At 68.6% G+C, this 25,496-nt stretch carries 24 protein-coding genes; 13 read left to right on the top strand and 11 right to left on the bottom strand.

All coding sequences use genetic code 11. The features are described from left to right. Nucleotides 1-10: 10 nt before the first annotated feature. The gene (locus ASD38_RS11805) at nt 11-2,173 is read left to right on the top strand and encodes a primosomal protein N' (protein ID WP_056460276.1); all 2,163 of its coding nucleotides are present in this window, start codon (nt 11-13) and stop codon (nt 2,171-2,173) included. A gap of 32 nt (nt 2,174-2,205) precedes the next feature. Here ASD38_RS11805 and ASD38_RS11800 read toward each other — a convergent pair whose 3' ends face one another. Beyond that, nucleotides 2,206-3,789 (bottom strand): MDR family MFS transporter, encoded by a 1,584-nt coding sequence (locus ASD38_RS11800; RefSeq protein ID WP_056460274.1) that lies wholly within the window; start codon nt 3,787-3,789, stop codon nt 2,206-2,208. 212 nt (nt 3,790-4,001) lie between these two features. Further along, complete coding sequence (locus ASD38_RS11795; RefSeq protein ID WP_056460272.1) at nt 4,002-4,781, bottom strand: TerC family protein; 780 nt, start codon at nt 4,779-4,781, stop codon at nt 4,002-4,004. A 118-nt stretch (nt 4,782-4,899) separates the two neighbouring features. On the opposite strand from ASD38_RS11795, the gene ASD38_RS11790 reads away from it, so the two are divergent. From ASD38_RS11790 to ASD38_RS11775, 4 genes are all read left to right on the top strand, one after another. Beyond that, nucleotides 4,900-5,997 (top strand): acyltransferase family protein, encoded by a 1,098-nt coding sequence (locus ASD38_RS11790; protein WP_056461390.1) that lies wholly within the window; start codon nt 4,900-4,902, stop codon nt 5,995-5,997. Nucleotides 5,998-6,064: 67 nt separating this feature from the next. Further along, nucleotides 6,065-6,769, top strand: a complete 705-nt coding sequence (locus tag ASD38_RS11785; protein WP_156390677.1) for a CHAP domain-containing protein — start codon at nt 6,065-6,067, stop codon at nt 6,767-6,769. Between the two features lie 51 nt (nt 6,770-6,820). Continuing rightward, nucleotides 6,821-7,780 (top strand): magnesium transporter CorA family protein, encoded by a 960-nt coding sequence (locus ASD38_RS11780; protein ID WP_056440302.1) that lies wholly within the window; start codon nt 6,821-6,823, stop codon nt 7,778-7,780. Between the two features lie 69 nt (nt 7,781-7,849). Continuing rightward, nucleotides 7,850-9,085, top strand: coding sequence for a pentapeptide repeat-containing protein (locus tag ASD38_RS11775; RefSeq protein ID WP_056440303.1), 1,236 nt, complete (start codon nt 7,850-7,852; stop codon nt 9,083-9,085). Nucleotides 9,086-9,108: 23 nt separating this feature from the next. Here the strand turns inward: ASD38_RS11775 and ASD38_RS11770 are convergent, their stop codons facing one another. Beyond that, nucleotides 9,109-9,885 carry a MipA/OmpV family protein gene (locus ASD38_RS11770; RefSeq protein ID WP_156390676.1) on the bottom strand — a complete coding sequence of 259 codons (777 nt, stop codon included), beginning with the start codon at nt 9,883-9,885 and terminating at the stop codon, nt 9,109-9,111. A gap of 211 nt (nt 9,886-10,096) precedes the next feature. Continuing rightward, nucleotides 10,097-10,951, bottom strand: a complete 855-nt coding sequence (locus ASD38_RS11765) for a crotonase/enoyl-CoA hydratase family protein (protein ID WP_056461387.1) — start codon at nt 10,949-10,951, stop codon at nt 10,097-10,099. 103 nt (nt 10,952-11,054) lie between these two features. Between ASD38_RS11765 and ASD38_RS11760 the strand changes: the two genes are divergently transcribed. Then, the gene (locus ASD38_RS11760) at nt 11,055-11,849 is read left to right on the top strand and encodes an SH3 domain-containing protein (protein ID WP_056440307.1); all 795 of its coding nucleotides are present in this window, start codon (nt 11,055-11,057) and stop codon (nt 11,847-11,849) included. Nucleotides 11,850-11,994: 145 nt separating this feature from the next. Here ASD38_RS11760 and ASD38_RS11755 read toward each other — a convergent pair whose 3' ends face one another. Continuing rightward, the gene (locus ASD38_RS11755) at nt 11,995-12,453 is read right to left on the bottom strand and encodes a DUF488 domain-containing protein (RefSeq protein WP_056460267.1); all 459 of its coding nucleotides are present in this window, start codon (nt 12,451-12,453) and stop codon (nt 11,995-11,997) included. 73 nt (nt 12,454-12,526) lie between these two features. Here ASD38_RS11755 and ASD38_RS11750 point away from each other — a divergent pair, with 73 nt between their 5' ends. Both ASD38_RS11750 and ASD38_RS11745 read left to right on the top strand, forming a co-directional pair. Then, nucleotides 12,527-13,447 carry an alpha/beta fold hydrolase gene (locus ASD38_RS11750; protein ID WP_056460266.1) on the top strand — a complete coding sequence of 307 codons (921 nt, stop codon included), beginning with the start codon at nt 12,527-12,529 and terminating at the stop codon, nt 13,445-13,447. After that, nucleotides 13,447-13,905, top strand: a complete 459-nt coding sequence (locus ASD38_RS11745) for a hypothetical protein (protein WP_056460265.1) — start codon at nt 13,447-13,449, stop codon at nt 13,903-13,905. The genes ASD38_RS11750 and ASD38_RS11745 overlap by 1 nt, the downstream gene beginning before the upstream one ends. On the opposite strand, the gene ASD38_RS11740 is transcribed toward ASD38_RS11745, so the two are convergent. The 6 genes from ASD38_RS11740 to ASD38_RS11715 form a co-directional block, all read right to left on the bottom strand. Beyond that, nucleotides 13,902-14,852: a thioesterase family protein gene (locus ASD38_RS11740; protein WP_056460264.1), complete on the bottom strand. Its 951-nt coding sequence runs from the start codon at nt 14,850-14,852 to the stop codon at nt 13,902-13,904. The two genes, ASD38_RS11745 and ASD38_RS11740, sit on opposite strands and share 4 nt — an antisense overlap. 117 nt (nt 14,853-14,969) lie before the next feature. Then, nucleotides 14,970-15,701 (bottom strand): hypothetical protein, encoded by a 732-nt coding sequence (locus tag ASD38_RS11735; RefSeq protein WP_056460262.1) that lies wholly within the window; start codon nt 15,699-15,701, stop codon nt 14,970-14,972. A gap of 77 nt (nt 15,702-15,778) precedes the next feature. Further along, a complete protein-coding gene (locus ASD38_RS11730; protein ID WP_156390675.1) occupies nt 15,779-16,267 on the bottom strand; it encodes a Fur family transcriptional regulator in 489 nt (162 codons plus the stop codon). A gap of 189 nt (nt 16,268-16,456) precedes the next feature. After that, nucleotides 16,457-17,221: an acid phosphatase gene (locus ASD38_RS11725; protein ID WP_056460260.1), complete on the bottom strand. Its 765-nt coding sequence runs from the start codon at nt 17,219-17,221 to the stop codon at nt 16,457-16,459. A 64-nt stretch (nt 17,222-17,285) separates the two neighbouring features. Further along, the gene (locus tag ASD38_RS11720; RefSeq protein ID WP_056440320.1) at nt 17,286-18,338 is read right to left on the bottom strand and encodes a 1,9-bis(guanidino)-5-aza-nonane synthase; all 1,053 of its coding nucleotides are present in this window, start codon (nt 18,336-18,338) and stop codon (nt 17,286-17,288) included. A gap of 294 nt (nt 18,339-18,632) precedes the next feature. Further along, the gene (locus ASD38_RS11715; RefSeq protein WP_056460258.1) at nt 18,633-19,892 is read right to left on the bottom strand and encodes a type III PLP-dependent enzyme; all 1,260 of its coding nucleotides are present in this window, start codon (nt 19,890-19,892) and stop codon (nt 18,633-18,635) included. Between the two features lie 306 nt (nt 19,893-20,198). Here ASD38_RS11715 and ASD38_RS11710 point away from each other — a divergent pair, with 306 nt between their 5' ends. The 5 genes from ASD38_RS11710 to ASD38_RS11690 all read left to right on the top strand — a co-directional run bounded on the left by ASD38_RS11710 (nt 20,199) and on the right by ASD38_RS11690 (nt 25,413). Beyond that, the gene (locus ASD38_RS11710; protein ID WP_056460256.1) at nt 20,199-21,011 is read left to right on the top strand and encodes a phosphonate ABC transporter ATP-binding protein; all 813 of its coding nucleotides are present in this window, start codon (nt 20,199-20,201) and stop codon (nt 21,009-21,011) included. Beyond that, on the top strand, nt 21,008-22,045 hold the full coding sequence (phnD, locus tag ASD38_RS11705) for a phosphate/phosphite/phosphonate ABC transporter substrate-binding protein (RefSeq protein ID WP_056460254.1): 1,038 nt from the start codon (nt 21,008-21,010) through the stop codon (nt 22,043-22,045). The genes ASD38_RS11710 and phnD overlap by 4 nt, the downstream gene beginning before the upstream one ends. Before the next feature lie 20 nt (nt 22,046-22,065). Next, nucleotides 22,066-22,881: a phosphonate ABC transporter, permease protein PhnE gene (gene phnE, locus ASD38_RS11700; protein ID WP_056440329.1), complete on the top strand. Its 816-nt coding sequence runs from the start codon at nt 22,066-22,068 to the stop codon at nt 22,879-22,881. Between the two features lie 160 nt (nt 22,882-23,041). Beyond that, nucleotides 23,042-24,295, top strand: coding sequence for an OprO/OprP family phosphate-selective porin (locus ASD38_RS11695; RefSeq protein WP_056460252.1), 1,254 nt, complete (start codon nt 23,042-23,044; stop codon nt 24,293-24,295). 74 nt (nt 24,296-24,369) lie between these two features. Further along, nucleotides 24,370-25,413: a substrate-binding domain-containing protein gene (locus ASD38_RS11690; protein WP_056440333.1), complete on the top strand. Its 1,044-nt coding sequence runs from the start codon at nt 24,370-24,372 to the stop codon at nt 25,411-25,413. The last annotated feature ends 83 nt before the right edge of the window (nt 25,414-25,496 follow it).

The following is a 25,496-nucleotide window of genomic DNA, read 5'->3' as shown; positions in this document are numbered from 1 at the left end:
GTCAGGTCCCATGCCCCGCATAGCCTCCGTCCTGCTGCCCATGCCGCTGCCCGAGGCGTTCGACTACGCCGAGCCGGAAGGCCTGGGGCTGGAAGTCGGCGACCACGTGACCGTGCCGCTGGGGCCGCGCGTGATTCGCGGCGTGGTCACCGCCCTGCGCGATGGGACGGGCGGCAACCGGCCGCTGAAGCCGGTGCTGGAGCGGGTGGACGACCCGCCGCTGCCGCCGGGCGTCCTGACCTTCATCGAGTGGGCGGCGCGCTATTCGGTCGACATCCCCGGCTGGCCCCTGGCCATGGCCCTGCGCGGCCTGCGTCATCCGCCCGCCAAGCCCGACAAGGCCCTGGCCCTGACTGGAACCCAGCCGGCCAAGATGACGCCGGCGCGGCTCAAGGTGCTGGCGGCCGCCGAACATGGCCCGATGGCGTCCGGCGCCCTGGCGACCGCCGCCGGCGTCTCGACGGGCGTCGTCAAGGGGCTGGTCGACGAGGGCGTGCTGGCCGTCACCTGGATCGAACCGGACACCAGCTTCCCCCAGCCCGACCCGTCCCTGCCGCCCCAGACCCTCAATCCCAGCCAGCGGGCCTCGGCCGACGTGCTGACGCAGATGCTGGGCGACGGCGGCTTCCAGGCGGCCCTGCTGGACGGGGTGACCGGCTCGGGCAAGACCGAGGTCTATCTGGAGGCCGTGGCCGCCGCCCTGGCCGCCGATCCCGAAAGCCAGGTGCTGATCCTGCTGCCCGAGATCGCCCTGACCCAGGCGGTGATGGCCCGCTTCGAGAGCCGGTTCGGCGCGGCTCCGGTCGAGTGGCATTCGGGCGTCTCGCCGCCCAAACGCCGCAGGGCCTGGGAGGGCGTGGCCACCGGCGCGGCGCGGATCGTGGTCGGGGCCCGCTCGGCCCTGTTCCTGCCGTTCCGCAAGCTGCGGCTGGTGGTCGTCGACGAGGAGCACGACGGCTCGTTCAAGCAGGAGGAGGGCTTCATCTACCAGGCCCGCGACCTGGCCGTGGCCCGCGCCAAGATCGAGGGGGCGCTGGTGGTGCTGGCCTCGGCCACCCCGTCGCTGGAAAGCCTGTGGAACGCCCAGCAGGGCCGCTATCGTTGGCTGCGGCTCAGCGCCCGCCACGGCGCGGCCCAACTGCCCGACATCGACCTGATCGACATGCGCGAGACCCCGCCGGAGCCCGGCCGCTGGCTGTCGCCGCCGCTGGTCAAGGCGGTGTCGGTGGCGCTGTCGCGCGGCGAGCAGTCGCTCTTGTTCCTGAACCGCCGGGGCTATGCGCCGCTGGTGCTGTGCAAGGCCTGCGGCGAGAAGATGAAGTCGCCCGACACCGACAGCTGGCTGGTCGAGCACCGCTATACCGGGCGCCTGGTCTGCCACCTGACCGGCTTCTCGATGAAGAAGCCCGACGCCTGCCCGCACTGCGGGGCCAAGGACAGCCTGACCTCGATCGGACCCGGGGTGGAGCGGGTCGAGGAGGAGGCGCGCCACCTGTTCCCTGACGCCCGGGTGGCGGTGTTCTCGTCCGACACGGTGTTCGACGCGGCGGGCGCGCGGGCCCTGGTCGAGAGCATGGCGGCCGGCGAGATCGACATCCTGGTGGCCACTCAGGCCGCCGCCAAGGGCCACAACTTCCCGAACCTGACCCTGGTGGGCGTGGTCGACGCCGACCTTTCCCTGCGCGGCGGCGATCTGCGGGCCGGGGAGCGGACGTTCCAGCTGTTGGCTCAGGCGGCGGGCCGGGCCGGGCGGCACGAGAAGCCGGGCCGGGCGCTGCTCCAGACCTACGCCCCCGAGCACGGGGTGCTGCAGGCCCTGAAGGCCCAGGACCGCGACGCCTTCGTCGAGGCCGAGATGGCCATGCGCCAGGAAGCCGGCCTGCCGCCGTTCGGACGGCTGGCGGCGGTGATCGCCACCGGCCCCGATCCCGTGGCGCTGGAGGCCTATTGCAACGCCCTGGCGGCCGCGACGCCCAATGCCGAGGGGGTGGAGGTGTTCGGCCCCGCCGACGCGCCCCTGGCCCTGGTGCGTGGACGTCGACGCAAGCGGTTCCTGGTGCGGGCGGATCGGTCGGTGGACCTGCAGGGCTTCCTGGCCGCCTGGCGGGCGCGGGCCAAGGTCCCGAACTCCGTGCGGGTGGTGTTCGACGTGGACCCGTACAGTTTTCTCTAAGCACCGCGCCTGTCTCCAGTCGCGTCTCCGGCCTAAACCGGTTCCTTCTCCAGCACCGGCTCCGGTCCCGGCTGACGCCCGCGTAGCGGCAGCTCCGGGATCAGGAAGATCACCACCAGCCCCAGGGCGATCACCAACAACCCGGCGGCGAACACGCCGGTGATGGCGTGGGTCAGGGCCTGGGCCAGGCCCGCGTCGGCCTGACGGGCCGCGCCCCCGGCGCCAATGGGGGCTGTGGCCTTCAGCGCCAGGCCCTGCAGGGAGCCGAGGTCGAAGCCCTGGCCCTCGTCGGCCAAGCGATGGGTCAGCAGGGCGCCGAACAGCGCCACCCCGATCGTCGAGCCGATCTGGCGGAAGAACTGGTTGGAGCTGGTGGCCACGCCGATGTCGCGCACCTCGACGGCGTTCTGGGTGGCGATGTTGAACATGCTCTGGCCAGGCCCCAGCCCCAGGCCGACGATGGCCATCCGCCAGCACAGGTCGGGCAGGCTGGTGTGGACGGTCACCCGGGTCAGCAGCCCGATCCCCACAAGCAGCAGCACCGCCCCGCCGATCATCAGCGGCTTGTAGCGGCCGGTCTTGCTGACCACCTGGCCGGCGGCGGTCGAGGCGACGATCAGCCCGCCCATCAGCGGCAGGATGGCCAGGCCGCTGGTCGTGGCGTTCACGCCCAGGCCCAGCTGCATGTAGAGCGGCAGGTAGGTCACCACGCCCAGGAAGGCCATGGAGATCAGGAAGCCCGCCAGGTTGGAGGTGGCGAACACCGTGTTGCGGAACAGGCGCAGCGGCACCAGCGGGTTGCTGACCTTGGTCTGGGCGTAGAGGAACAGAGCCAGCGCCACGGCCGAGAAGGCGAACAGGCCCAGGCTCTGGGGCGAACTCCAGGCGAAGTCGTGCCCGCCCTGGCTGAGCGCCAGCAGCAGCGGCACGAAGGCGGCGACCAGCAGGATCGCGCCGACATAGTCGACCGCGCCGGTCCGCCGGTGCTCCAGCGGCGGCATTTTCACCAGGATCATGAACAGCGACAGCAGGCTGAGCGGCAGGTTGACGTAAAATACCCAGCGCCAGCCGGCGATCACGTGGCCGCCCAGAAGCACCGTCCCGTGGTCGGTGAAATAGCCGCCGATCAGCGGGCCCAGCACGCTGGCCAAGCCGAACACCGAGCCGAAGATGCCGGCGAACTTGCCGCGTTCGCGCGGCGGATAGAGGTCGGCGATGATCGCGAAGGCGGTGGTGAACAGCGCCCCGCCGCCGATCCCCTGCAGGGCTCGGAACACGATCAGCTGGACCATGCCGCTCATGCCCAGCACCGTCCCGAACTCGCCCGACAGGCCCGACAGCCACGAGCCGGCCAGGAAGATGGCGATGCCGGCCAGCAGCACCGGCTTGCGGCCGTAGATGTCGCCCAGCTTGCCCCAGATCGGCACCATCACCGTCGAGGTCAGCAGATAGGCGGTGGTCACCCAGGCGTAGAGGGTCAGGCCATTCAGTTCGGCGATGATCCGCGGCATGGCCGTGGAGACCACCGTCTGGTCCAGGGCGCTGAGCAGGAAGACGATCATCAGACCGACCAGGGTCATCCGGCGCTCGGTGTCGGTGAAGGTCTGGGCGGTCATGCTGTTCCCACTTACGTCACTGGGCCGCTTCATGCGGGCGAGCTTGGCGGTTCGCAAGCCGGAACGGCCCTCCCCCCGTGGGGGAGGTGTCGGCGCAGCCGACGGAGGGGGGAGTGGTCGGCAGTTGGCCGCCGCCCGGATCGACGATCCCAAAACTCCCCCCACCGATCGCTTCGCGATCGCCTCCCCCACAGGGGGAGGGGCGACGCTTCCTAGTGGCCCTTCTTCCCGCCCTTGCGGCGTGACATCATGTTCAGGCCCTCGACTCCGGCCGAGAAGGCCATGGCGGCGTAGATGTAGCCCTTGGGCACATGCACCCCGAAGCCCTCGGCGATCAGCACCGTGCCGATCATCAGCAGGAAGCCCAGGGCCAGCATGACCACGGTCGGGTTGGCGTTGATGAAGTTGGCCAGCGGGTCGGCGGCCAGCAGCATCACGCCGACCGCGACGATCACCGCCACGATCATGATCGCCAGGTGATCGGTCATGCCCACGGCCGTCAGGATCGAGTCTATCGAGAACACGATGTCCAGCAGGATGATCTGGAAGATCGCGCCGCCGACATTGGAGATCGCCGCCGTCTTGACGTCCGGCGCGGACTCGTCGGCGTTGGGATCGACGCTGTGGTGGATCTCCTTGGTCGCCTTCCAGATCAGGAAGACGCCGCCGGCGATCAGGATCAGGTCACGCCACGAGAAGGCCGTCTCGAAGCTGGGTTCGCCGTGCGACAGCGGGCCGGCGATCCCCAGGTCGAACACCGGGGCGGTCAGGCCGACGATGAAGGCGATGGTCGACAGCAGGACCAGCCGCATGATCAGGGCCAGGGAGATGCCGATCCGGCGAACCCTCTGTCGATGTTCGGGCGGCAGCTTGTTGGAGAGGATGGAGATGAACACCAGGTTGTCGATGCCGAGCACGACTTCCATGACGATCAGGGTGACCAGGGCGGCCCAGGCGGCTGGGCTCGCGGCGAGAAGAAGGAGTTCGTTCATCGGACCGATCTAAGTTCGGGTTCGGAAAACGCGTCATCGCCTATCCCCTCGATAGGCGCCGTTCATGCAAGGAACGCGACGGAAGCCCCCAGGCTTCGCCAAACCGAGAGTCGACATGATGCCCGACGCCGCCAATATCAAGCCCCTGACGGCCCTTCGGTTCTTCGCCGCCTTCTGGGTGGTGATGTTCCATTATTGGCCAAACCTCTCGGCGGCGGTCCCGCCGGCGATGATCGGCAAGGGCTATCTGGGCGTCGAGGCGTTCTTCACCCTGTCGGGCTTCATCCTCTGCCACGTCTATCTGCAGGGCGTCGGGAACGGGCGGTTCCGCTATGGCGACTTCCTGTGGAACCGGTTGGCGCGGGTCTATCCGCTGCACCTGGTCACCCTGGCGGGGGTGGGGCTGATGGCCGCCGCCGCGGGCCTGGCCGGGCTCGCCGTCGACCGCAACATGCTGGCCTGGAGCGCCCTGCCGGCCAATCTGCTGCTGGTCCAGGCCTGGGGCTTCGCGCCGGTCTCGGGTTGGAACCATCCGTCGTGGTCGATCTCGGCCGAGTGGTTCGCCTATCTCTGCTTCCCGGCCTTCGGCTGGGCCGCCTGGCGGCTGCGGGCGCGGCCGCGCCTTGCCGTCGGCCTGGCCCTGGCCTTGATCGCGATCCTCTATCCCGTCTTTCAGACCCTGGCGGGCTTTCCGCTGACCGAGGCGACCATCCGCTGGGGCTTCCTGCGGATCGTGCCGTGCTTCGCCTATGGCTGCGCCCTGCACGCCCTGTGGCGCTCGGGCGCGGTCACCGGCCGCTTTTCGGGGGTGGGCGCCTGCTTGGCGGGCGCCGCCGTGCTGCTGGCCGTGCACTTCAACGCGCCCGATCAAGTGATCGTCATGACGCTGGGCGGGCTGATCGTGACCCTGGCCGGCCTGGCCGCGACCGGGTCGCGCGTCGCGACTCAGGCCCCGCTCGTGTATCTGGGCGAGATCAGCTACTCGACCTACATGATCTGCATCCCGTGGAAGATCCTGGCGGTCAATGCAGCGCTCAAGCTTTTGAAGATCGAGGGCGATCAGCTTCCGCTCTATGCTTGGCTGGCGGTGGTGGCTGCACTCGTTCCGCTGTCGGCGATCTCGTACCATCTGGTCGAGAAACCGGCGCGAGAACGAATGAAATCTTGGGCTAACGGCTGGCGGGAGCGACGACCTGCCACGGCGAAAGTCGGATAAACAGACTTTTCATCTTTCCCTGCGAGGGTTATCCCTTAACCCTAGTGACGCGGGGAGTACCCACAGCATGACGAAACGGACGAGAGCCCTCTGGGGTTCCCTGGCCGCTGCCGCCATGATCAGCCTTGTGCCGATGTCCGGCGCGGTCGCTGACGGGTATTGGCAGTGCGTTCCGTTCGCGCGTCTAATGTCGGGAATCCAGATCTTCGGTGACGCCCGCACCTGGTGGAGCCAGGCCGTCGGCAAGTACGACACTGGTTTCGTCCCCCGCGCCGGGGCCGTCCTCTGCTTCAAGCCCACGGCCCGCATGAACCTCGGCCACGTCGCCTTCGTCAGCCAGGTGCTGACCGACCGCGTGATCCAGGTGACCCACGCCAACTGGTCGATCATCGACGGCGGCCGCGGCCAGGTCGAGCAGGACGTCACCGTGGTCGACGTCTCGCCGGCCGGCGACTGGAGCGAGGTCAAGGTCTGGTACGATCCGATCCGCGACCTGGGCACCACGGTCTATCCGACCCACGGCTTCATCTACCAGAACAACCAGGCGGTCACGATCGCCGCCGCGACCAGCAAGCTGGCCCTGGCCCAGAACGCCGCGGTCTCGCTGGCCAAGTCGGCCGCCAACCAGGTCGCCGCTTCGGTCCGCGCCAGCTCGCCGCTGGACATGATCAACCAGGCCGCCGACTCGACCGACCGCATCGCGGCCCTGATCGCGCAGTCGCAATCCCAGTCGTCGTCACAAGACACCGACAAGCCGCAAGCCGCGCGTTGACGCCGTGCGCGCTCTGGGCCATGCCCAGCGCGTGAGCAAGGCCATTTCCATATGCTGAGGGTGCTGCGCCACGGCGCGCCGGGTTTCGAGCCCGGCGGCTTGACGCCCGACTGGGCGCTGCCCGCCGACGCGGTGTGGATCGAGCTGGTCGATCCGACCCGCGCCGAGGAGGTGGCGGTCGAAAAATCGATCGGCCTGCTGCTGCCCACCCGCGAGGAAATGTCCGAGATCGAGGCCTCCTCGCGCCTCTACCAGGAAGACGGCGGCACGTTCATGACCGCCACGGTGCTGGTCAACGCCGACGGCGACCTGCCCACGGCCGCGCCGGTGACCTTCGTGCTGACCGGCCAGCGACTGGTCACCATCCGCTATGTCGAGCCCAAGGCCTTCGCGGTGTTCGCCGCCCAGGCCGAGCGCCAGCCCAGCCTGTGCCCCAGCGGCGCCCAGACGTTCCTGGGGCTGCTGGACGCGATGATCGACCGCACCGCCGACATCCTCGAGCGCACCTCCGCCGAGGTCGAGGCCCAGTCGCGGATCATCTTCAGCCGGCCGCGCGGCACGGCGTTCGAGGCGATCCTCAACCGCCTGGGTCGAGCCCAGATCATCAATTCCAAGGCCCGCGACAGCCTGGTCAGCCTGGCCCGCCTGCTCAGCTTCGCCGCCCTGGCCGACCAGTTCGCCGGCGAAAAGGAACTGCGCGACCATCTCAAATCGCTGCAGCGCGACGTCGTGTCGATCACCGACCATTCGGGCTATCTGTCGGGCAACATCACCTTCCTGCTCGACGCGGCCCTGGGCCTGATCAACATCGAGCAGAACGCCATCTTCAAGATCTTCTCGGTGTTCTCGGTGATGTTCCTGCCGCCGACCCTGGTGGCCGGCATCTACGGCATGAACTTCGTCCACATGCCCGAGCTGGCCTGGCTGCACGGCTACCCGTTCGCCCTGCTTCTGATGATCATCGCCGCGGCCGGGCCGCTGCTATGGTTCAAAAGACGCGGATGGCTTTGACTTTTCGGGACAAACCGAACCTTTCCTTAAAGCTGTGCTGCCAGGCTCGCTGAAAATAGAGCCCTTCGCATGTCCGCCGTCCCCTCCACCCCGCAGAGCCTGATCCGTTCGCTTCCGCCCAAGGCGCTGAAGGCCGCGATCGAGGCGCACGCCCGCTACCTCAAGGGGTTGCCGGCCGGGACTCGGGCCAACCTCTCCTATGTCGATCTCGACAACGTCAATCTGGAGGGCGTCGACCTTTCCGAGGCCGACCTGACCGGCGCCCGCCTGTCCGGCGCCCTGCTGGCGCGCGCCGTCCTGGCCCGGGCCACGCTCTACGGGGCCGACCTGCGCGACGCCGACCTGCGCGAGGCCAACCTCGCGCGCTGCGACCTGCGCGGCGTCTGTCTGCGCGGGGCCAATCTGAGCGGCGCCGACCTTTCCGGCTGCGACCTGCGCGAGGGCGTCACCGCCACCCAGGACAGCGTCGAAGGCTTCAAGATCCTGCAGCACCGGGCCCGGCGCGGCGAGCTGGGCCATGCCGTGATCCGCGGGGCCAAGCTGGACGGCGCTCAGGTGGGCGGGGGCTTCGCCCAGGTCGCCGACCTGACCGACGCGGATCTGTCCGGGGTCAGCCTGCAGGGCGCGCGGCTGAACCGGGCGACCTTGAACGGCGCCAACCTCACCCAGGCCAACCTCCACAACGCCGACCTCAGCGGCGCGTCGCTGCGCCGGGCGGTGCTGACCGGCGCCGACCTAGCCGGAACCACCTTCGACGGCGCCGACCTGACCGAGGTGCTGCGCGCCCCGCCGCCGCTGATCTATGTCGACGACGCGCCCCTGCACGAGGTGCTCGAGGCGCACGAGCTCTATGTGACCAGCGAGGGCGCCGACGGCGCGATCGCCAAGATCCCGATGGTCGACTTCCGGCCGCTGAAGCGCTTGCGCAAGCGACGGCTGGCCGGCCTGTCCGCCCCGGGGGCCATCTTCTTCGGCATGGACCTGGAGAACGTCGAGCTGCAGGGGGCCAACCTGGCCGACGCCGACCTGCGCGGGGTCAATCTGCGCGGGGCCGACCTGCGCGGCGCCCGGCTGGTCGGCGCCCAGCTGTCGCGGGCCGACCTCTCCGGAGCCAAGCTGGGGCCGCTGGCCATCGCCCCGGGCCGCGTCCTGCGCACCGACCTCAGCCGCGCCGTGCTGCGCGGCGCCGACCTGACCGGCGCCGGCGCCCGCCGCGTCCGTCTGATCGACGCGGACCTGACCCGGTGCAAGCTCGACGGCTGCGACCTGACCAGCGCCGAATTGCCGGAAGGGTTCGAGGTCTAGGATCCGCCCTCGATGCGGGTCCCTCACCTTCCCAGCGTGTAGCGGACGCCGAGGGTCGCGCTGAACTGATCCGGCGAGCCCAGGTCGGCGACGATCGGGCTGTCGGCCGCGTCGCCGAGCAGCCGACGATATTGACCGACGGCCGCCACGCTCCAATGACGGCTCACGCGGCGCTCCGCGCTGACCACGAGGCCGGCGGTCCAGGCGGCGCCGTCGGGCGCGTAGGGCGCGATCCCGAACGGACTGCGGGCGGCTTCGGTCGGATCGACGCTGAAATAGGTGCGGATGAATTTATCCTCGCCCCAGCACAGGCGTGGCCCGACCGACACGACGAGCGGCGCCTCGCGCCATATGAAGTCGGCTCCCAGGTCGGCCACCCATGCGCCGTGGCCGCCGAATCCGTGACGGGCCTCGCCGCGAAGGCGCAGCCAAACCTTGGGCCAGTAGTTCACGAAGGCGCCGGCTTCGACCGTTCCATCGATCTTCGCGAAGCCTGTCAGGTCGCCGTCGTCGTCGCGCCCGGAGCGCCAGCGCCCTGACAGGCCGGCCGACCAGTCCTGGCCGCCGAACAGACCAAGGCTCACGCCGTCGTCCGGAGCGCCGAAGGTGGGCTGTCGCCCCCGCCGCGAAATGTTGATGCTGCCGCTTGGCCGCAGGCGATAGTCGTCCGAGCCCATGTAATCGGGCGCGAAGCGCAGGCCGATGCGCAGGTTGCTCAGCGACCAGCCCAGGACGGTGGCGTCCGCCACGTCCGAAACCTGCGCATCGGCGGGCGCCGAGGACAGCACGAAGGCCGCCACGATCGCCGCCGCTGAAGAGCGGGCGAAACCGTTGTTTCTCGAAACCTGGCGCGCGCCAGCGATGGAACGGAGCACGGCCTAGCCTCCTTGACGCTGGAAGCGTCAGCCGTGCGGCGGGCCCCGCCAATGCGGGCAAACCCGTGGATAGGCTTCGTCGACTATGGACAAGGTTTGAAGGGAGGCGGGGCGAAACGAACCTCCGCCCCGCCCGCTACATCCGCTTCTTCAGCGGCGCCAGGTCCGGATAGGCCGGCTCGCGACCCTGGGCCTTGGCCTGGAAGGCCTCCATCATGTGCGGCGGCGAGAACATGCCGGTCTGCCAGGTGGCGATGTAGTCCAGGCCGTCCTTGATGGTGTGGTCGCGGGCGTAGTTGATCATCACCTTGCTGCCGGCCACGGCCAGCGGCGACTTGGACGCGATCTCGCGGGCGGTCGCCAGGGCGTGGGCGACCACCTCCTCGTGGGTGGCGAACACCTCGTTGACCAGGCCGATGTCGCGCGCCCGGGCGGCGAGCAGGCGGCGACCGGTGTAGGCCAGCTCGCGCACCCAGCCCTCCGGAATCAGCTTGCACAGGCGCGGGAAGGTGCCGACGTCGGCGGTCATGCCGATATTGATCTCGTGGATCGTGAAGAAGGCGTCGGCGCTGGCGTAGCGGATGTCGCAGGCGCTGGTGAAGTCGACCGCCCCGCCGATGCAGCCGCCCTGGATGGCGGCGATCACCGGCATGCGCGCCTCGTCCAGGCAGCTGAAGGTGTCTTGCAGGTGGTGGACATGGCGTCGGAAGCTCTCGGCGGCCACGAAGCGGTCGGCCGGCTCGCCGCCGGTCACGCCCTCGCCGTCGGTGAACACCGACAGGTCCATGCCGGCGCAGAAATGCTTGCCGGTCGAGGAGATGACGATGCAGCGGGCCCGGGCGTTATCGTTGATGTCGCGGATGATCGCCGGCAGCTCGTTCCAGAACGCCCGGGTCATGGTGTTGAGGGCTTCCGGGCGCTTAAGGCGCAGATGCGCCACGCCTGTCTCGATCTCGACATCGAAGCAGCTATAGTCTGGCTTGTCCTGCACGCGCGTTTCTCCCTTATCGTTGATCACTTTGTATCACGGGCGCGTCGGGCGCCAACGGGCCTTCAACCGAGGGCTCTAAGTCTTGCGAAGGAGACCTTCCCCCATGGTCAAACATTCGATCGCCACCAGCCTTTCGATCGGCGCCGTTCTCGCCTCGATGATCGCCGCGCCGATGCCGGCGATGGCCGCCCAGTCCAAAGGTATCGGCGGGCTGTTCGCCTGCGAGGGCTCGGGCAAGAAGCAGGAAGGCGGGGCCTTGATCGGAGCCGGGGTCGGCGCCCTGCTGGGACGCCAGGTCAGCAAGAACGAAAAGACGCTCGGCACGGTGCTGGGCGCGGCGGCCGGGGCGGCGGCGGGGGCCTATATCGGCTGCCGCATGCAGTCGACCGACCAAGCCATGGCCCAGCAGGCCACCAAGAAGGCCCTCGACAACGGCCAGTCGGAGACCTGGAGCAATTCGCGCACCGGCGCCTCGGGCCGCATCGACGTGGTGTCGTCCTCGTACGGCCCGCCGATCAGCGGCGACGGCCTGCGCTTCGGGCGCGGCGTGACGGTGCTGCCCCGCTACGACGCCGTCGGCGGCGACTACACCGCCCGTTCCACCGCCAATCTGCGCTCGGGTCCCTCGACCAGCGGCAAGGTGGTCGGCAAGCTGGCGGCCGGCGATCGGGTCCAGGTGCTGGGCGGCGCGCCGAACAGCAACTGGCTGCTGATCGGCCGCGACGGCTATGGCGTCGGCTACGTCTCGGCCGGGCTGCTCAGCCAGAGCGGCTACGGCCCGGCCCCCAGCTGCCGGATCATCAAGGCCTCGATCAGCACCCAGGGCGCGGCGCCCACCAGCGAGCGCTACAGCGCCTGCAAGGACACCAAGGGCGAGTGGCAGCTGACGCCGGCGTAAGTTCGGCGAGATCAGGTCAGCGAACACTTGCCCCCTACGGGTCGCTTCGCGACCGTCTTCCCCCAGAGGGGGAAGAGGAGCCGAGCGCGCGTCCTCCGCCCCCTATGGGGGCGGACAGGTGGGGGCAAGTGTTCACGGCACGGCGTCAGAGATCCACCACCTCGCACTTGAGCCGCGCCTGGATCTCGTCGGCCACGATCGCCCGGTGGCAACACCGGGCGTCGGTCTCGTAGCAGAGCAGGGCGATCCGCTTCTCGCCCGCCAGGGCGGTCGCCTGGCCCAGCGCCACCTGGGCCGTCGGCTCGGCGAGGTGGGCGTGGAAGATGCGGCGCATCTCTTCGGTGCGGCCCCGCCGCGCCGCCTCGCGCCCGGCCTTGGGCGTGCCCAGGGGCCGCAGGTGGACATAGTCGATCCCCTCGGCCTTCAGGCTGTTTCCCAGCAGGGTCTTCGAAAAGCCGGGCCGGCGAGAGGCGGCCACGGCGCGGACGTCGACGACCGTCTCGACTCCGGCGGCCTTCAGGCGGGCGATCACGCCGTCCAGGGTGTCGGTCTCATACCCGATGGTGGCCACGGGGCCAGGGGGCGGGCTTGCGGGCGGTTTCATGGGGCTCTCCATGGACGAGGTAACGCCGCGCGCCTACCTTAGGAGCCAGTGGCCGCAGCAGGAGCATCTCGCCATGGACGCGGCCGTCTTCCGTGACCCTCGCCGACGCTTCATCCCGATCGCCAGCCGCGCCGGGGCCGGCGAGATGGCGGTGCTGGAGTTCGGGCCCACCGACCGCCCGGTCGACGTGGTCTTCGTCCACGCCAACGGCTTCAACGGCCAGACCTACCGCGCCTTGCTGGCCCCGCTGTCGGCCGGCCTGCGGATCCTGGCGGTCGATCAGCGCGGCCACGGCTCCAGCCGCCTGGCGGCCGACCCCGATCACCGGCGCAACTGGCTGGACTTGCGCGACGACCTGCTGGCCCTGCTGGCCGCCCTGGACCAGACGCAGCCCGTGGTGCTGGCCGGCCACTCGATGGGCGGCACCGTCAGCCTGCTGGCCGCCGCCGCGGCGCCCGACGCCGTGCGCGGCCTGGTGCTGCTGGACCCGGTGATCATGCCCCGGCTCATGGCCTTCTACGCCCACATGCCCTGGACCTCCGGCGCGCTGTGGAGGCGCCTGCCGATGGTGCAGGGCGCGCTGCGCCGCCGCGCCGTGTTCGAAAGCCGCGAGGCCGCCTTCACCGCCTATCGCGGGCGCGGGGCGTTTCGCACCTGGCCCGAGGCGATGCTGGCCGACTATGTCGGCGGCGGCTTCCGGGATCGCGACGACGGCACGGTCGAGCTGGCCTGCGCCCCGGCCTGGGAGGCCTCCAACTACAGCGCCCAGGCCCACGATCCCTGGCGGGCGATGGGCGCCGTCCGCTGCCCGACGCGCATCCTCAAGGCCGAGAAGGGCTCGACCACCCATGTCGGCGGCGGAACCGGTCTGATGCGCCGCCATCCCCTGATCCGCGTCGAGACGGTGGCGGGCGCCAGCCACTTCCTGCCGATGGAGCGCCCGGACCTGGCGCGGGAAGCGATCTTCGAGATGGCGACCAGCGAACCGCGCTGATGGACGCCGCGACGCAACCCTATCCCAGCCAGATCGATTGCGGCTGGCTTGTCTCGGACGAGGTTGGGCATCTGGCCATGCTGATAACTGCAGGAGAGGGGCCCATCCCCGCGCTGGCCCTTGAAGGCTCGCGCCTGCCTCTGGATGATCTCGGTGGTCTCGTCGATGCACTGGAGATCTGTTCGGAGGTCGAGTTCGTCGTCGATGTGCCAAACCCCGCTTCCTTTATCGACCTCGCGCGTCGCGGCGTCTTCATGTTCGACTGGACTGACGTCCACCGTACGGAGGCAGGGCAGCGGGGCATCTACGAGTTGGTCGCGAAGCCGCGAACGCCAAGGGGTGTCGTCGATCTGCCTCCGGTCCTGACACAGGCGATCTCGGGCTTGGAAGTGTCCGGACGCTTCTCAGACCTCGGGGCGATCGATCCGAGCCGCTACTGGCGGGACCTTCGCGCCTAGAGCGCCAGCCCCGCCACCGCCGACTTCGCCAGCTCAGCGCGTGCGGCGTCCGAGATCGGCGCCACCTTCCGCGCGTCGAGGTCGAAGGTGATGGCCACGGCCTCGGAGGTGCCCCAGGCCTTGCCGGTGGTCGGGTCCAGCATCCAGTGCACCACGCGCATGGCCTGACCCTGCGTCCCGACCAGGCCCGAGCGAAGTTCGACCCGGTCGCCGGTCCGGGGCCAGGCCAGTTGGACCAACCGGTATTCCAGCACCGCGCCGCCGACCCGCGCCGGCTTGGTCTCGGCATGGGCGACCACGGTGTCGCGGAACGGACCGATGAACGCCCCGATGCCGTCCGAGACCCGGCCGATGAACTGCTCGGCGCGCATTCGTCCGAATACGTCGCAATCGGTCGGCGACAGGGCGCCCAGGCCGATCCGCTTCAGGCCCAGGGCGTCGGCGCGCTCCAGGCTGGCCGTCGTTTCGAACGGCGACAGGTCCAGGCTGCGGGCCCGGGCCTGCTCGGGAACCTCGACCTTCAGCGCCGCCGCCCGCGCGTGCACGACGCGCGGCCAGGGGAAGGCCTCGCCCTCGCGCGGGGTGACGTGGGCGATGGTGGTCTGGAAGGTGGCCGCCAGCTGGCCGGTGGCGGTGTGGACCAGCAGCTGCAGCACCCGCGCCTCGGTGTCGGAAATCTCGATTACCCCGCCCAGCATGTGCAGGGTCGCCCCGGCATGGGCCTCGCGCAGGAAGCGGATGTGCTGTTCGCGGACCACCACGGTGGCGTTGGCGTAGGGCGAGAAGGCGTGCGGCAGGCCCAGCTCGGCCGCCAGCCCCGCCAGGCCCTCCATGGCCCGCACGACGTAGAAGCGCACGTTCATGTGCCCCATCTCGTCGCAGTCCCAGGTGTTCACCCCGCCGCGCCAGATCTCGACGCCGGGGAAGACGGCTTCTTGGGTCGTCATGGCGGCGGTTCCGGGGAGGGTTGAACGGTCGTTCGAGTCTACCGGGGTTCGTACGAGGTTCGCAATCTCCGCCGGGGACATGCCCTCGCGGCGTGTCCCCAGAGACACCCCCGACGCCTAGTCCTTGGACCTCGTCCGGGGCTTCTCGTCGAGCGAGGGTTTCTCGTCGAGGCTGAGCTCGCTGAGATAACCCATGACGCCATGGTCGGGCCGTTCGCTGGTCGTGATCCTGACATAGCGGGCGGTGGTCTTGGGCAGGTCGAAATACTGCCAGCCGTCATTCGCCGCGACGTACAGGTTCAGGATCTGCACCTTGGCCAGCGGCCGGAACGGACCGGTCATGGCGTCGCCGACGGCGATCTCGATGGTGGCGGGATTTTCATCGGCCTTGGGGACCAGGATGCCGAAGCGGTCGAAGGTGGCGGGTCGGTCGTCCTGAAAGCCGAAGATGGCGAAGGCGTCGAGGAAGGTGATGGTCGTGCCTTCCGCCAGGACATCATCATTGGCCGACGACCAGGCCTTGGTCGGCGCCGCGACCAGGCGCCCGCCATTCTGCGGCGACAGCAGGTTTCGGCCGGGCGGTCCGGTCAGGGGCGGTCCGCTCGGCGGCGCGGCGGCGACGGACGGAGCGGGCGCGGCCAGGGTGGCGGCGGGCGTCGCCGTCGAGGGCGTGGCGGCTGGCGCGGCCGCCGCCGCGGCCGACCGTTCCGCACCGCCGCCGCCGATCACGCCGGCCTGGTGCAGGCCGACGACCAGGCCCGTGATCGCCGTGAGCAGGCCGGCGATGGCGCTCAGCACGACGGGCGCGCTGTGCCACCAGTGCGTCTTGGCCGGTTCACGATCGGTCATCTCGCTCTCCCAAAAGGCGGTGAGGCGGGTCTTCGATCGTTAAAAGTGTACAGACTTTGGCGAGGGCGCCTAGGCGCTTAGGCGTCGCGGCAATCGGCGCACAGCCCGTGCGCCTCGATCGTCACGCCGGTCAGGGTGTAGCCCGCCGAGGCGCCGGCGGCGATGATCTCGGCGCTGGCCTTGGGCTCGATCTCGCGAGTGGCGCCGCAGCAGTCGCAGATCAGGAAGGCGGCGGCGTGGCCGTCGGCCTCCTTGCGGCAGGCGACATAGGCGTTGAGGCTCTCGATGCGGTGGGCGAAGCCCTGTTTCTCGAGGAAGTCCAGGGCCCGGTAGACGGTGGGCGGCTTCGCGGGCGGACCATCAATGGCGAAGCTGGCGATCAGATCGTAGGCCTTCACCGGCTGGCCGGCTTGCAGCAGCAGTTCCAGCACCCGGCGGCGGGGCGCGGTCAGGCGTTGCTCGGCCGCCCCGCAGCGCGCCTCGGCGGCGGCGAGTTCGGCCGCAAGCGCCGAGCCGGCGACGCCGTGGTTGTGGTGATCGTGATCGCAAGCGGCGTGATGGGCCATGGCCAAGAGGTAGAGGGCGGGAAGGCCTCGCGCAACCGTTCCTCCCCCTGTGGGGGAGGTGTCGTCCCGGACTTGGTACGGGACGACGGTGGGGGGAGTGATGAGGCGATGGCCGGATATGCGATCCACGATCCTAAAACTCCCCCCACCGATCGCCGCGCGATCGCCTCCCCCCACAGGGGGAGGGTTTCAGGGCAGCGGCTGGGCCAGCAGCGCGGCTTCGGTCTCGCATCGGGCCTTGCCCGGGGCGGGCCCCGCCGCCCGCGCGGCGTCCAGCTCGGCGCCGACCGCCGCCAGGTCGGCCTGGAAAGCCGACGAGGCGCTCAGGGCGTCGACCAGGGCCGCGGCGTTGATCCGGCCGGCGTCCACCGAGGAGGCGTTGTGCACGCCGCAGACCACGCGGCTCTCGCCATAGGCCCGGGCGCGCTCGAGAATGGCGTCGGCGCGCTGCGGCTGGGCCTTGGCCAGGAGCAGGCCGACGGTCCAGCCCCAGGTGGCGTGGCCGGAAGGGTAGTCCGGGGTCAGGGCCACGATCATGCCGCTGCGGGCGCAGATCGGGCCGCGGTCCACTTGGTAGGGGCGCCTGCGGTCGTACAGCCGCTTGGGACCGGCGATGGCCGGCCGCACGTCGCGGCCGACCCGGCGCAGCATGGCCGCCAGCCGGGGCGTGGTCTGGCGGCTGGGCGTGACGCCGAGGGCGCAGCTGTAGGCGTCCATGATCCGGGCCTCATGGGCGTCCTGCTGGGCCAGGGACCAGCGCGGGCTGTCCTTCAGCTTTCGGGTTTCCAGGAACGTCCGGCGGTCCTGATCGTCGACGGCCGAGCCCCGGACGGGCGGCGGCGGCACGACCTGGCGCCCGTCATAGGCGCCCTTGGTCAGGTAGGCGTCGCCGCCAAGACCGGCGCAACCCGCCAACACCAGACCCGCCGCCGCGACAATCCATGATGCGCGCATGAAAAAAGGTCCCCGGAAGCACTCCGGGGACCCTGCATTCTCAAAGCATCCGTATCAAGACGCCTTACTTGGCGAACAGCTTTTGCCAGCGCGGCTTTTCGCGGCCCTTCCAGGCTTCGCGGTGATAGGCGTCCGAGGCGATCAGCGGCACCACGGTGGTGGCTTCGGCGAACACCATCTGCTCGTGGGTGGTGTTGACCTTGCCCCAGCTGGCGGCCTCCTTCAGCGTCGAGGAGCTGCAGGCGCCGTCGCGCACGTCGGCTACGGTGATCTGGATGGCGTACTTGTGCATGTCGGCTTCGACGCCGAGAATCTCGGCGCAGACCACGGTGTCCTGGGCGAAGTTCTTGGGCACGCCGCCGCCGACCATGAACAGGCCCGTGGTGCCGGCCGCGATCTTGATGTCCGTCAGTTCACGGAAGTCCGCGACCGCGTCGATCATCAGATAGGGCTGCTTGGCCGCGATGCGTTCCTTCTGGTGCTTGACCAGGCCGAAGCCGGCCGAGCTGTCGACGAAGGCCGGGCAGAAGATCGGCACGCCTTCCTCGTAGGCGGTCTGGATCAGCGAGCCGGGCTTCTTGGCGTTGCCTTCGGAGAGCCACTTGCCCATTTCCCAGATGAACTCGCGCGAGGAATAGGCGCGCGGCTCCAGGCGGTTGCAGATCTCCAGGATCGTGTGATCGCAGTTCTGGAGCTCTTCCTCGTCGATATAGGTGTCGTAGATGCGGTCGATGTAGTTGTCGCGCAGCACGTTGTCGTCGACCGGGCCGGCGGCCTGATAGTGCTTGAAGCCCAGGGCCTCGAAGAAGTCCATGTCGACGATCGAGGCGCCGGTGGCGACCACGGCGTCGATCATGCCGTTCTTCACCATGTCGCGGTAGACGTGCATGCAGCCGCCGGCCGAGGTCGAGCCGGCCAGTATCAGCCACGGCGAGCAGGACTTGTCCTCCAGCGCCATGTTGAAGATGTCGGCGGCGCGGGCGGTGTCGCGCGAGCTGAACGACATCTTGCGCATGGCGTCGATGATCGGGCGGGCGTCGAACGACGTGATGTCGATGTGCTCGACGACGTTCTGCAGCAGCTCGGCCTTGGTGTTGTTCGGAACGGGAGCGTTCATCGCTTCGGTTTCCCTGACTTTGGACGCCCGTCGTGAAAACAAACCCTTCGTCAGGACGGAGCGACCGACGGGGGCGATGGGGAATGCGGTTCGTATCCAAACGCTGAAGCGATGGATGCGGCGCGCGGTTTAACTCAGATTTGTCACGGTGCTTAGTGACGTTTTGACGTCGTGGGCTCGCCCTCGTCCTTCGACAAGCTCAGGATGAGGGCTATTGCAGCGGCGGTTCAGTCAAAATCCTCACCCTGAGCCTGTCGAAGGGCGGGGATTTTGTCCTCCGCCCTTCCAGGTTCATTACCGACGACGGCGCTTCTTGCCGGCCGCGCCCTTGGGACGCGAGAAGCGGACGATCTTGCGCTCCTCGGCCTCGGGCCGCGGGGTCGGGATCGAGCGCTTGGCCAGGCCGTACATCGAGGCCATCGGGGCGTCCTGGACCTCGACGGTTTCGGTGTCGCCAAAGCCGTTGAAGCGGGTCGACATCGCCACGCCATAGGCGCCCAGCATGCCGATCTCGATATAGTCGCCCTCGTCGACGCTTTCCGGCAGGTAGAACGGGCCGGGCATGTGGTCGACGCTGTCGCAGGTCGGGCCGTAGAAGCGGAACGGGCGCAGACCCTCTTCCACCACTTCGCCGTTCTTGCGGAACAACTTGACCGGGAACGGCCACTTCATGTGGGCCGCGTCGAACAGCGAGCCGTACGAGCCGTCGTTCAGATAGAGCGCGTCGCCCTTCTTCAGCTCGACCTTGACCAGCAGGGACGAGGCCTCGGCCACCAGAGCCCGGCCGGGTTCGCACCACAGCTCGGTGGTCTCGTGGACCATCATGTCGTTGAAGCCCCGGTCGATGGCGGCCAGGTATTCCGACAGCTCGGGCGGGGCCATGCCCGGATAGATCGACGGGAAGCCGCCGCCCACGTCGACGACGTCGGCCAGCACGCCGGCCCGCACCAGGGCGCGCGAGGCCTGGGCCATCGCCGCCTGGTAGGCGGTGGGGCGCATGCACTGGCTGCCGACGTGGAAGCTGACGCCCATCAGGTCCTGGGTGGCGCGGCGGGCGGCCAGCAGCAGGGCCGGGGCGTTGTGCGGCTCGACGCCGAACTTGCCCGACAGCGAATAGGCCGCGCCCTCGGCCTGCACGCCCATGCGGACGATCAGGTTCAGGTCCTTGGCCTGGCCGGTGGCGTCCAGGATCTTGGCCAGTTCCTCATGGGTGTCGAACGAGAACGTCCGCACGCCGTGATCGAAATAGGCGGCCGAAATCGCCACGCGGCTTTTCACCGGGTGCATGAAGGCCATCCGCGAACCGGGGGCGTGCTGGGCGACCAGCTCGACCTCGTTCAGCGACGCCACGTCGAAGGAGCGTACGCCGGCGTCCGCGAGCTCGCGGATCACCCACGGCGAAGGGTTGGCCTTCACCGCGTAAAAGACGTCGCCTTTGAATTCAGCCTGGAACCAGCGCGCCGCTACGGAAACCGCGTCGGGCCGCACGAGTGCGACGGGACGTTCCGGTGACCGCTCACGGACCAGGTCCAGGGGAGTATGGTACGTGTGCAATTCACGTAGACCCCTGCAGAAGTTAAACCCAGGCCGGCGTTAGCAGCGCTTATGAGGACTTCGGGTCCGCCGGAGCGAGCGAGATAGGGGCATACCCCGAGGATGTAAAGAGTCTTTTGGATCCGGGGTTCCCGCGGGGGCGCGAACCGTGTCCCGGCCAAGCTTCCGGCGCGGTTCGCGTTCCCCGTCGGTCGGCGCGGGCGGGGAAATCGATCCAACATCCGTCACAAATCCGTTGCGTCCGTGCCCCAAACCGACGAACGCATTTCCCAGCACTCGAAACCACGTTAAGGATTCGCCCCGACCATGAAGTCGGACCCAGTTCTCTCGATCCGCGCCGCCTCCAAGACCTTCGGGTCGCGCAGGGCGCTGGACGCCGTTTCGCTCGACGTGGGTCGCGGCGAGATGATCGCGCTCATCGGTCCCTCGGGTTCGGGCAAATCCACCCTGCTGCGCTCGATCGACGGCCTGCAGACCATCGACGCGCCAGCCCAGGAGAAGGGCGGCGAAGGCACGATCACGGCCTTCGGCGGTCCGGTCCAGGCCAAGGGCAAGGTCAGCGACCAGGTGCGCAAGGCGCGCGTCCGCATCGGCTTCATCGCCCAGCAGTTCAACCTGGTCGGCCGCCTGACCCTGTTCACCAACGTCGCCCTCGGCTCGCTGGGCCGGATCGGTTTCGCGCGCGGCCTGTTCGGCGCCTGGCCGGCCGAGACCCGCGGCGCGGTCATGGCCGCCCTGCATCGGGTCGGCGTGGCCGACTACGCCGCCCAGCGCGCCAACACGCTGTCGGGCGGCCAGCAGCAGCGCGGCGCCATCGCCCGCGCCCTGGTCCAGAAGGCCAAGATCATCCTCGCCGACGAGCCGGTCGCCTCGCTCGACCCCGTCTCGGCGCGCAAGGTCATGGAGATCCTCCGTGATCTGAACAAGACCGACGGCCTGACCGTGGTCGTCACCCTGCACCAGGTCGACTACGCCCTGCGCTATTGCGACCGGGTGGTGGCGCTGAAGGCCGGCAAGAAGGTCTATGACGGCCCGACCAACGGCCTGGGCCGCGACAAACTCATCGACATCTACGGCCCGGAATTCGAGGACGTATTCTGGGAAGGAGCTCCGCAATGATCCGCCGCACCCTAATCTCGCGCCGAGTGGTCGCCGGTCTCGGCCTCGTCGCCGCCCTGACGCTCGCCGCGTGCGGAGAGAAGAAGGCCGCCGCGCCGGCCGCCAAGGACACCATCGTGTTCTCGATCCTGTCGACCGAGTCGGCCCAGAACATGGAGAGCTACTGGAAGCCCATCCTGGCCGACATGGAGATGTCGACCGGCATGAAGGTGAAGCCGTTCTTCTCGTCCAACTACTCGTCGCTGATCGTGGCCATGGGCGCCAAGCAGACCGACGTGGGCTGGTTCTCCAACGCCTCGGGCCTGGAGGCCGTGCGCCGTTCGGGCGGCGAGGTCTTCGCCCGCACCTTCGACCCGTCGGGGACCGACGGCTACAAGTCGGTGATCATCGTGCCGGCCGACAGCAAGCTGACGGTCGAGGGCCTGCTCAAGTGCGACAAGACCCTGGATTTCGGCATCGGCGACAAGAAGTCGACCTCGGGCACCCTGGCCCCGATGACCTACCTGTTCATCCCGGCCGACAAGAAGCCCGAGACCTGCTTCAAGACCGTGCTCAGCGCCAGCCATGACGCCAACCTGTTCGCGGTGGCCAACCACAAGCTGGACGCGGCGACCAACAACTCCACGGCCCTCAGCCTCAACCGCCTGGCCAAGGGCGGCGCCCAGGCCGACAAGGTCAAGGTGATCTGGGAATCGCCGACCCTGCCCGAGGATCCGATCGTCTGGCGCAAGGACCTGGATCCGGTGGTCAAGGAAAAGGTGCGTCAGTTCTTCCTGACCTACGGCCAGGGCGACACCCCGGTCGCGGCCCAGCAGCGCGCCAACCTCAAGCGCCTGTCGATGGGCGGCTTCAAGGCCGCCGACGACACCCACCTGCTGGTGGTGCGCGAGATGGAGGCCCTGGAGCACGTGGGCCTGGCCCGCGAGTCCGGCGATGCGGCCAAGCTGGCGGCGGCCGAGACGGCCCTGGCCGGCATCAAGGCCGAGCGCGTGGCCGCCGAAGGCAAGGCCGGCCTCGCCGCGCCGGTCAACTGACCCGCCACGACCGACCCGCCATGAACGACGTCATTCCGCCCCCGCCCAGCAAGCCGATCTCGGCGCGCGCCTTCGATCTTCTGCTGTGGGGCGGGGTGATCGCCCTGCTGGTGATCAGCTTCAAGCCGGCCGAGATCGACAAGTTCCCGCAGCTGGTCACCGAAGCCGGCAAGATGCAGGAGTTCGGCCGCGGCTTCTTCTCGCCGTTCACCGATCCCAAGGCGTTCATGGCCGCCGACTGGCCGCTCTACATCGGCAAGATGTGGCAGACGATCCAGATGGCGCTGTGGGGCACGGCCCTGGCCATCCTGGTGGCGATCCCCCTGGGCCTGTTGGGCGCGCGCAACATCACCCCGTGGTGGATCCAGCAGCCCGTGCGCCGGGTGCTGGACATCATCCGCTCGCTGCCCGACCTGGTGGTGGCGCTGATCTTCATCACCGCCGTGGGCCTGGGCCCGTTCGCCGGGGTCATGGCCCTGATGTTCAACACCGGCGGCGTTCTGGCCAAGCTGTTCGCCGAGGCCGTCGAGTCGATCGACAAGGGCCCGGTCGAGGGCGTGCGCGCCACCGGCGCCGTCAAGCTGCAGGAAGTGGTCTGGGGGGTGATCCCGCAGGTCGCGCCCCTATGGACCAGCTACGCGCTCTACCGCTTCGAGTCGTCTAGCCGATCGGCCACCGTCCTTGGCCTGATCGGGGCCGGCGGCGTCGGCCAGGTGCTGCTCGATTCCATCAACGGCTTTCAGTACGACCAGACCGGCTGCATCGTCCTGGTCATCGTGGTGGCCGTCTCGCTGATTGACCTGCTTTCACAGATCATCCGCACACGTCTCCTCTGAGGTGCATTTATGTGGCCTCCGGGCCACAATTAACACCTTGAAAAGGCTTGTCATCGGTCTGTCATCAAAGGGTGGCGGAACCGTCACGGGACCCCCGTAAAGCGCTTCTACCTGATCCGGACCAACGGGCAGGGGGCAAAGCCTTAAGGGGAATTCTCACATGCGGAACAAGACCTCGCTGGTCAGCGGCGCGGCGCTGGGCGTCATGCTCGCCTGCGGCCTCGGCGTCGCGGCTCACGCGCAAGACACCACGGTCGCCTGGAAAGGCGCGCCGCAATGGACCAACGACGACGTCTACTTCAAGGTTCGCGGCCGGATCCTGCTCGACGCCGTTTTCCAAGACGTGGATAAGGACGGCGGTTCAGCCGGTGACTACAAGACCAGCAACGTTCGCGGCCGCCAAGCCTTCATCGGCGTCGAGGGCAAGCTGAACAACTACGTGGCCTATAAGGTCGAAGGCGGCGCGGTGAACGGCGGAGCCTGGGGCTGGGACGACGTGGTCCTCGAAGTCAAGCCGACCGAATTCACCAGCCTGCTGTTCGGCAACGTCAAGGTCGCCGGCCTGGAAAACCTGACCTCGACCCGCTTCACCACCTTCATGGACCGCGGCCCGTACGGTGACTTCGGCGTCGACAGCTACCAGCTGGGCGTCGTGGGCAAGTATGTCGGCCCGAACTACAGCGCCACTCTGGGCGTGCAGGGCGGCAGCCTCAACAACGCCGACGTGACGGCCGCCAACGCCGACGCCAAGGAACGTCTGGTCGTCACCGGTCGCGGCCACTGGGCGCCGATCGTCACCGACACCGACAAGGTCCACCTGGGCGCTTCGTACCGCTACCGCAACCGCGGCGACGAAGGCATGTTCGCCTATACCGGCCGCACCAACACCGCCTACAGCAACGGCACGCTGTACACGACCGGCGGCATCGGCAACCGTGACAACACCTGGGCCCTCGAAGGCGCCTGGATGCACGGTCCGTTCTCGGTGCAAGGCGAATATTCGAGCATCGACGTGACCCGCGCCGGCACGGCGGGCAGCGATCCGACCGTGAAGGTCGGCTACGCCTTCGTCAGCTTCTGGCCGACGGGCGAAACCCGTAACTACAACAGCGTCACCGGCGAGTTCGGCCGTCCGAAGATCCTGAACCCTATCACGGCCGGCGGCTGGGGCGGTCTGGAACTGGCCGTCCGCTACGACTTCGCCGACCTGAACGACGCCTACGACACCCTGAAGGTAAAGCCGGCGACCTCGCAGGCCGGCGAATACACCGCCTGGACCCTGGGCGCGAACTACTACCTGACCGGTTATGTCCGCTTCCAGGCGAACTATACCGACGGCAAGGTCGACAACATCGGCTTGAACCAAGACTACGACGTCAAGCAGTTCCAACTGCGCGCGCAGATGGACTTCTAAGACCCTTCCGGGCCGATCTTCGGGATCGGCCCGGATTCTTCTTTCAACGCTCCCAGAGACTCCAGGAGTCCTCCATGAAGAAGCTTCTTTCCTGCGCGGCCGCCGCCGTCGCCCTCTCGGGCCTCGCCGCCGCCCCCGCCCACGCCGCCCGCGACTATGTCTGGGCCGCCGGTTCCTCGACCGTGTTCCCGTTCGCCACCCGCACCGCCGAAAACTTCGCCAAGAAGTCCGGCAAGAAGGCCCCGAAGGTTGAAAGCCTCGGCACCGGCGGCGGCATCAAGCTGTTCTGCTCGGGCACGGGCGAAGGCTTCCCCGACATCGCCAACGCCTCGCGTCCGATGAAGAAGTCGGAATTCGACGCCTGCGCCGCCAAGGGCGTCAAGGACATCGTCGCCATCAAGATCGGCTTCGACGGCATCGTCGTGGCCACCGACAAGGACGGCGCTGACTACAACTTCAAGCGCGAACACCTGTATCTGGGCCTGTCCAAGCAGGTCCTGAAGGGCGGCCAGTTCGTGGCCAACCCTTACAAGACCTGGGACGAGGTCGGTTCGGGCCTGCCGGGCAACCGCATCAACGTCTACGGCCCGCCGCCCACCTCGGGCACCCGCGACGCCTTCGTGGAACTGGCCATCGAGGAAGGCGCCCGCAAGTTCCCGACCGCCGACGCCATCCGTTCGGACAACGAAAAGAAGTTCAAGTCGCTGGTCGATCCGCTGCGTAACGACGGCTGGATCGACGCCGGCGAGAACGATAACGCCATTGTCGGCACCCTGACCAAGACCCCCGGCTCGCTGGGCGTTTTCGGCTGGTCCTACCTCGAAGAGAACATGGACAAGATCAAGGGCGCCTCGATCAACGGCGTGAAGCCCTCGGCCCAGACGATCGCCGACGGCTCCTACCCGCTGTCGCGCTCGCTGTTCATCTACGTCAAGAAGGCCAATATCGGCGTGACGCCGGGCCTGGCCGAGTTCGTCTCCGAGTTCACCTCGGACGCGGCGAGCGGTCGTGGCGGCTACCTGCAAGGCCGCGGCCTGATCCCGCTGCCCCCCGGCCAGCACGACGCTCAGAAGCAAATCGCCGCCAACAAGACGGCGATGGCGCGTCCGGCTCAGTAAGCCGAACACCGCTTCGACAAGACGACGCCGCGGTCCCTGGTGGGCCGCGGCGTTTTCTTTTGTATAGTGGCCCAACCGCGCCC

It is taken from the genome of Caulobacter sp. Root487D2Y (assembly GCF_001427165.1).
Taxonomy (GTDB): domain Bacteria; phylum Pseudomonadota; class Alphaproteobacteria; order Caulobacterales; family Caulobacteraceae; genus Caulobacter.
Note: the sequence above shows the minus strand (reverse complement) of the source record. Positions and strands in the feature narration are given on the sequence as shown.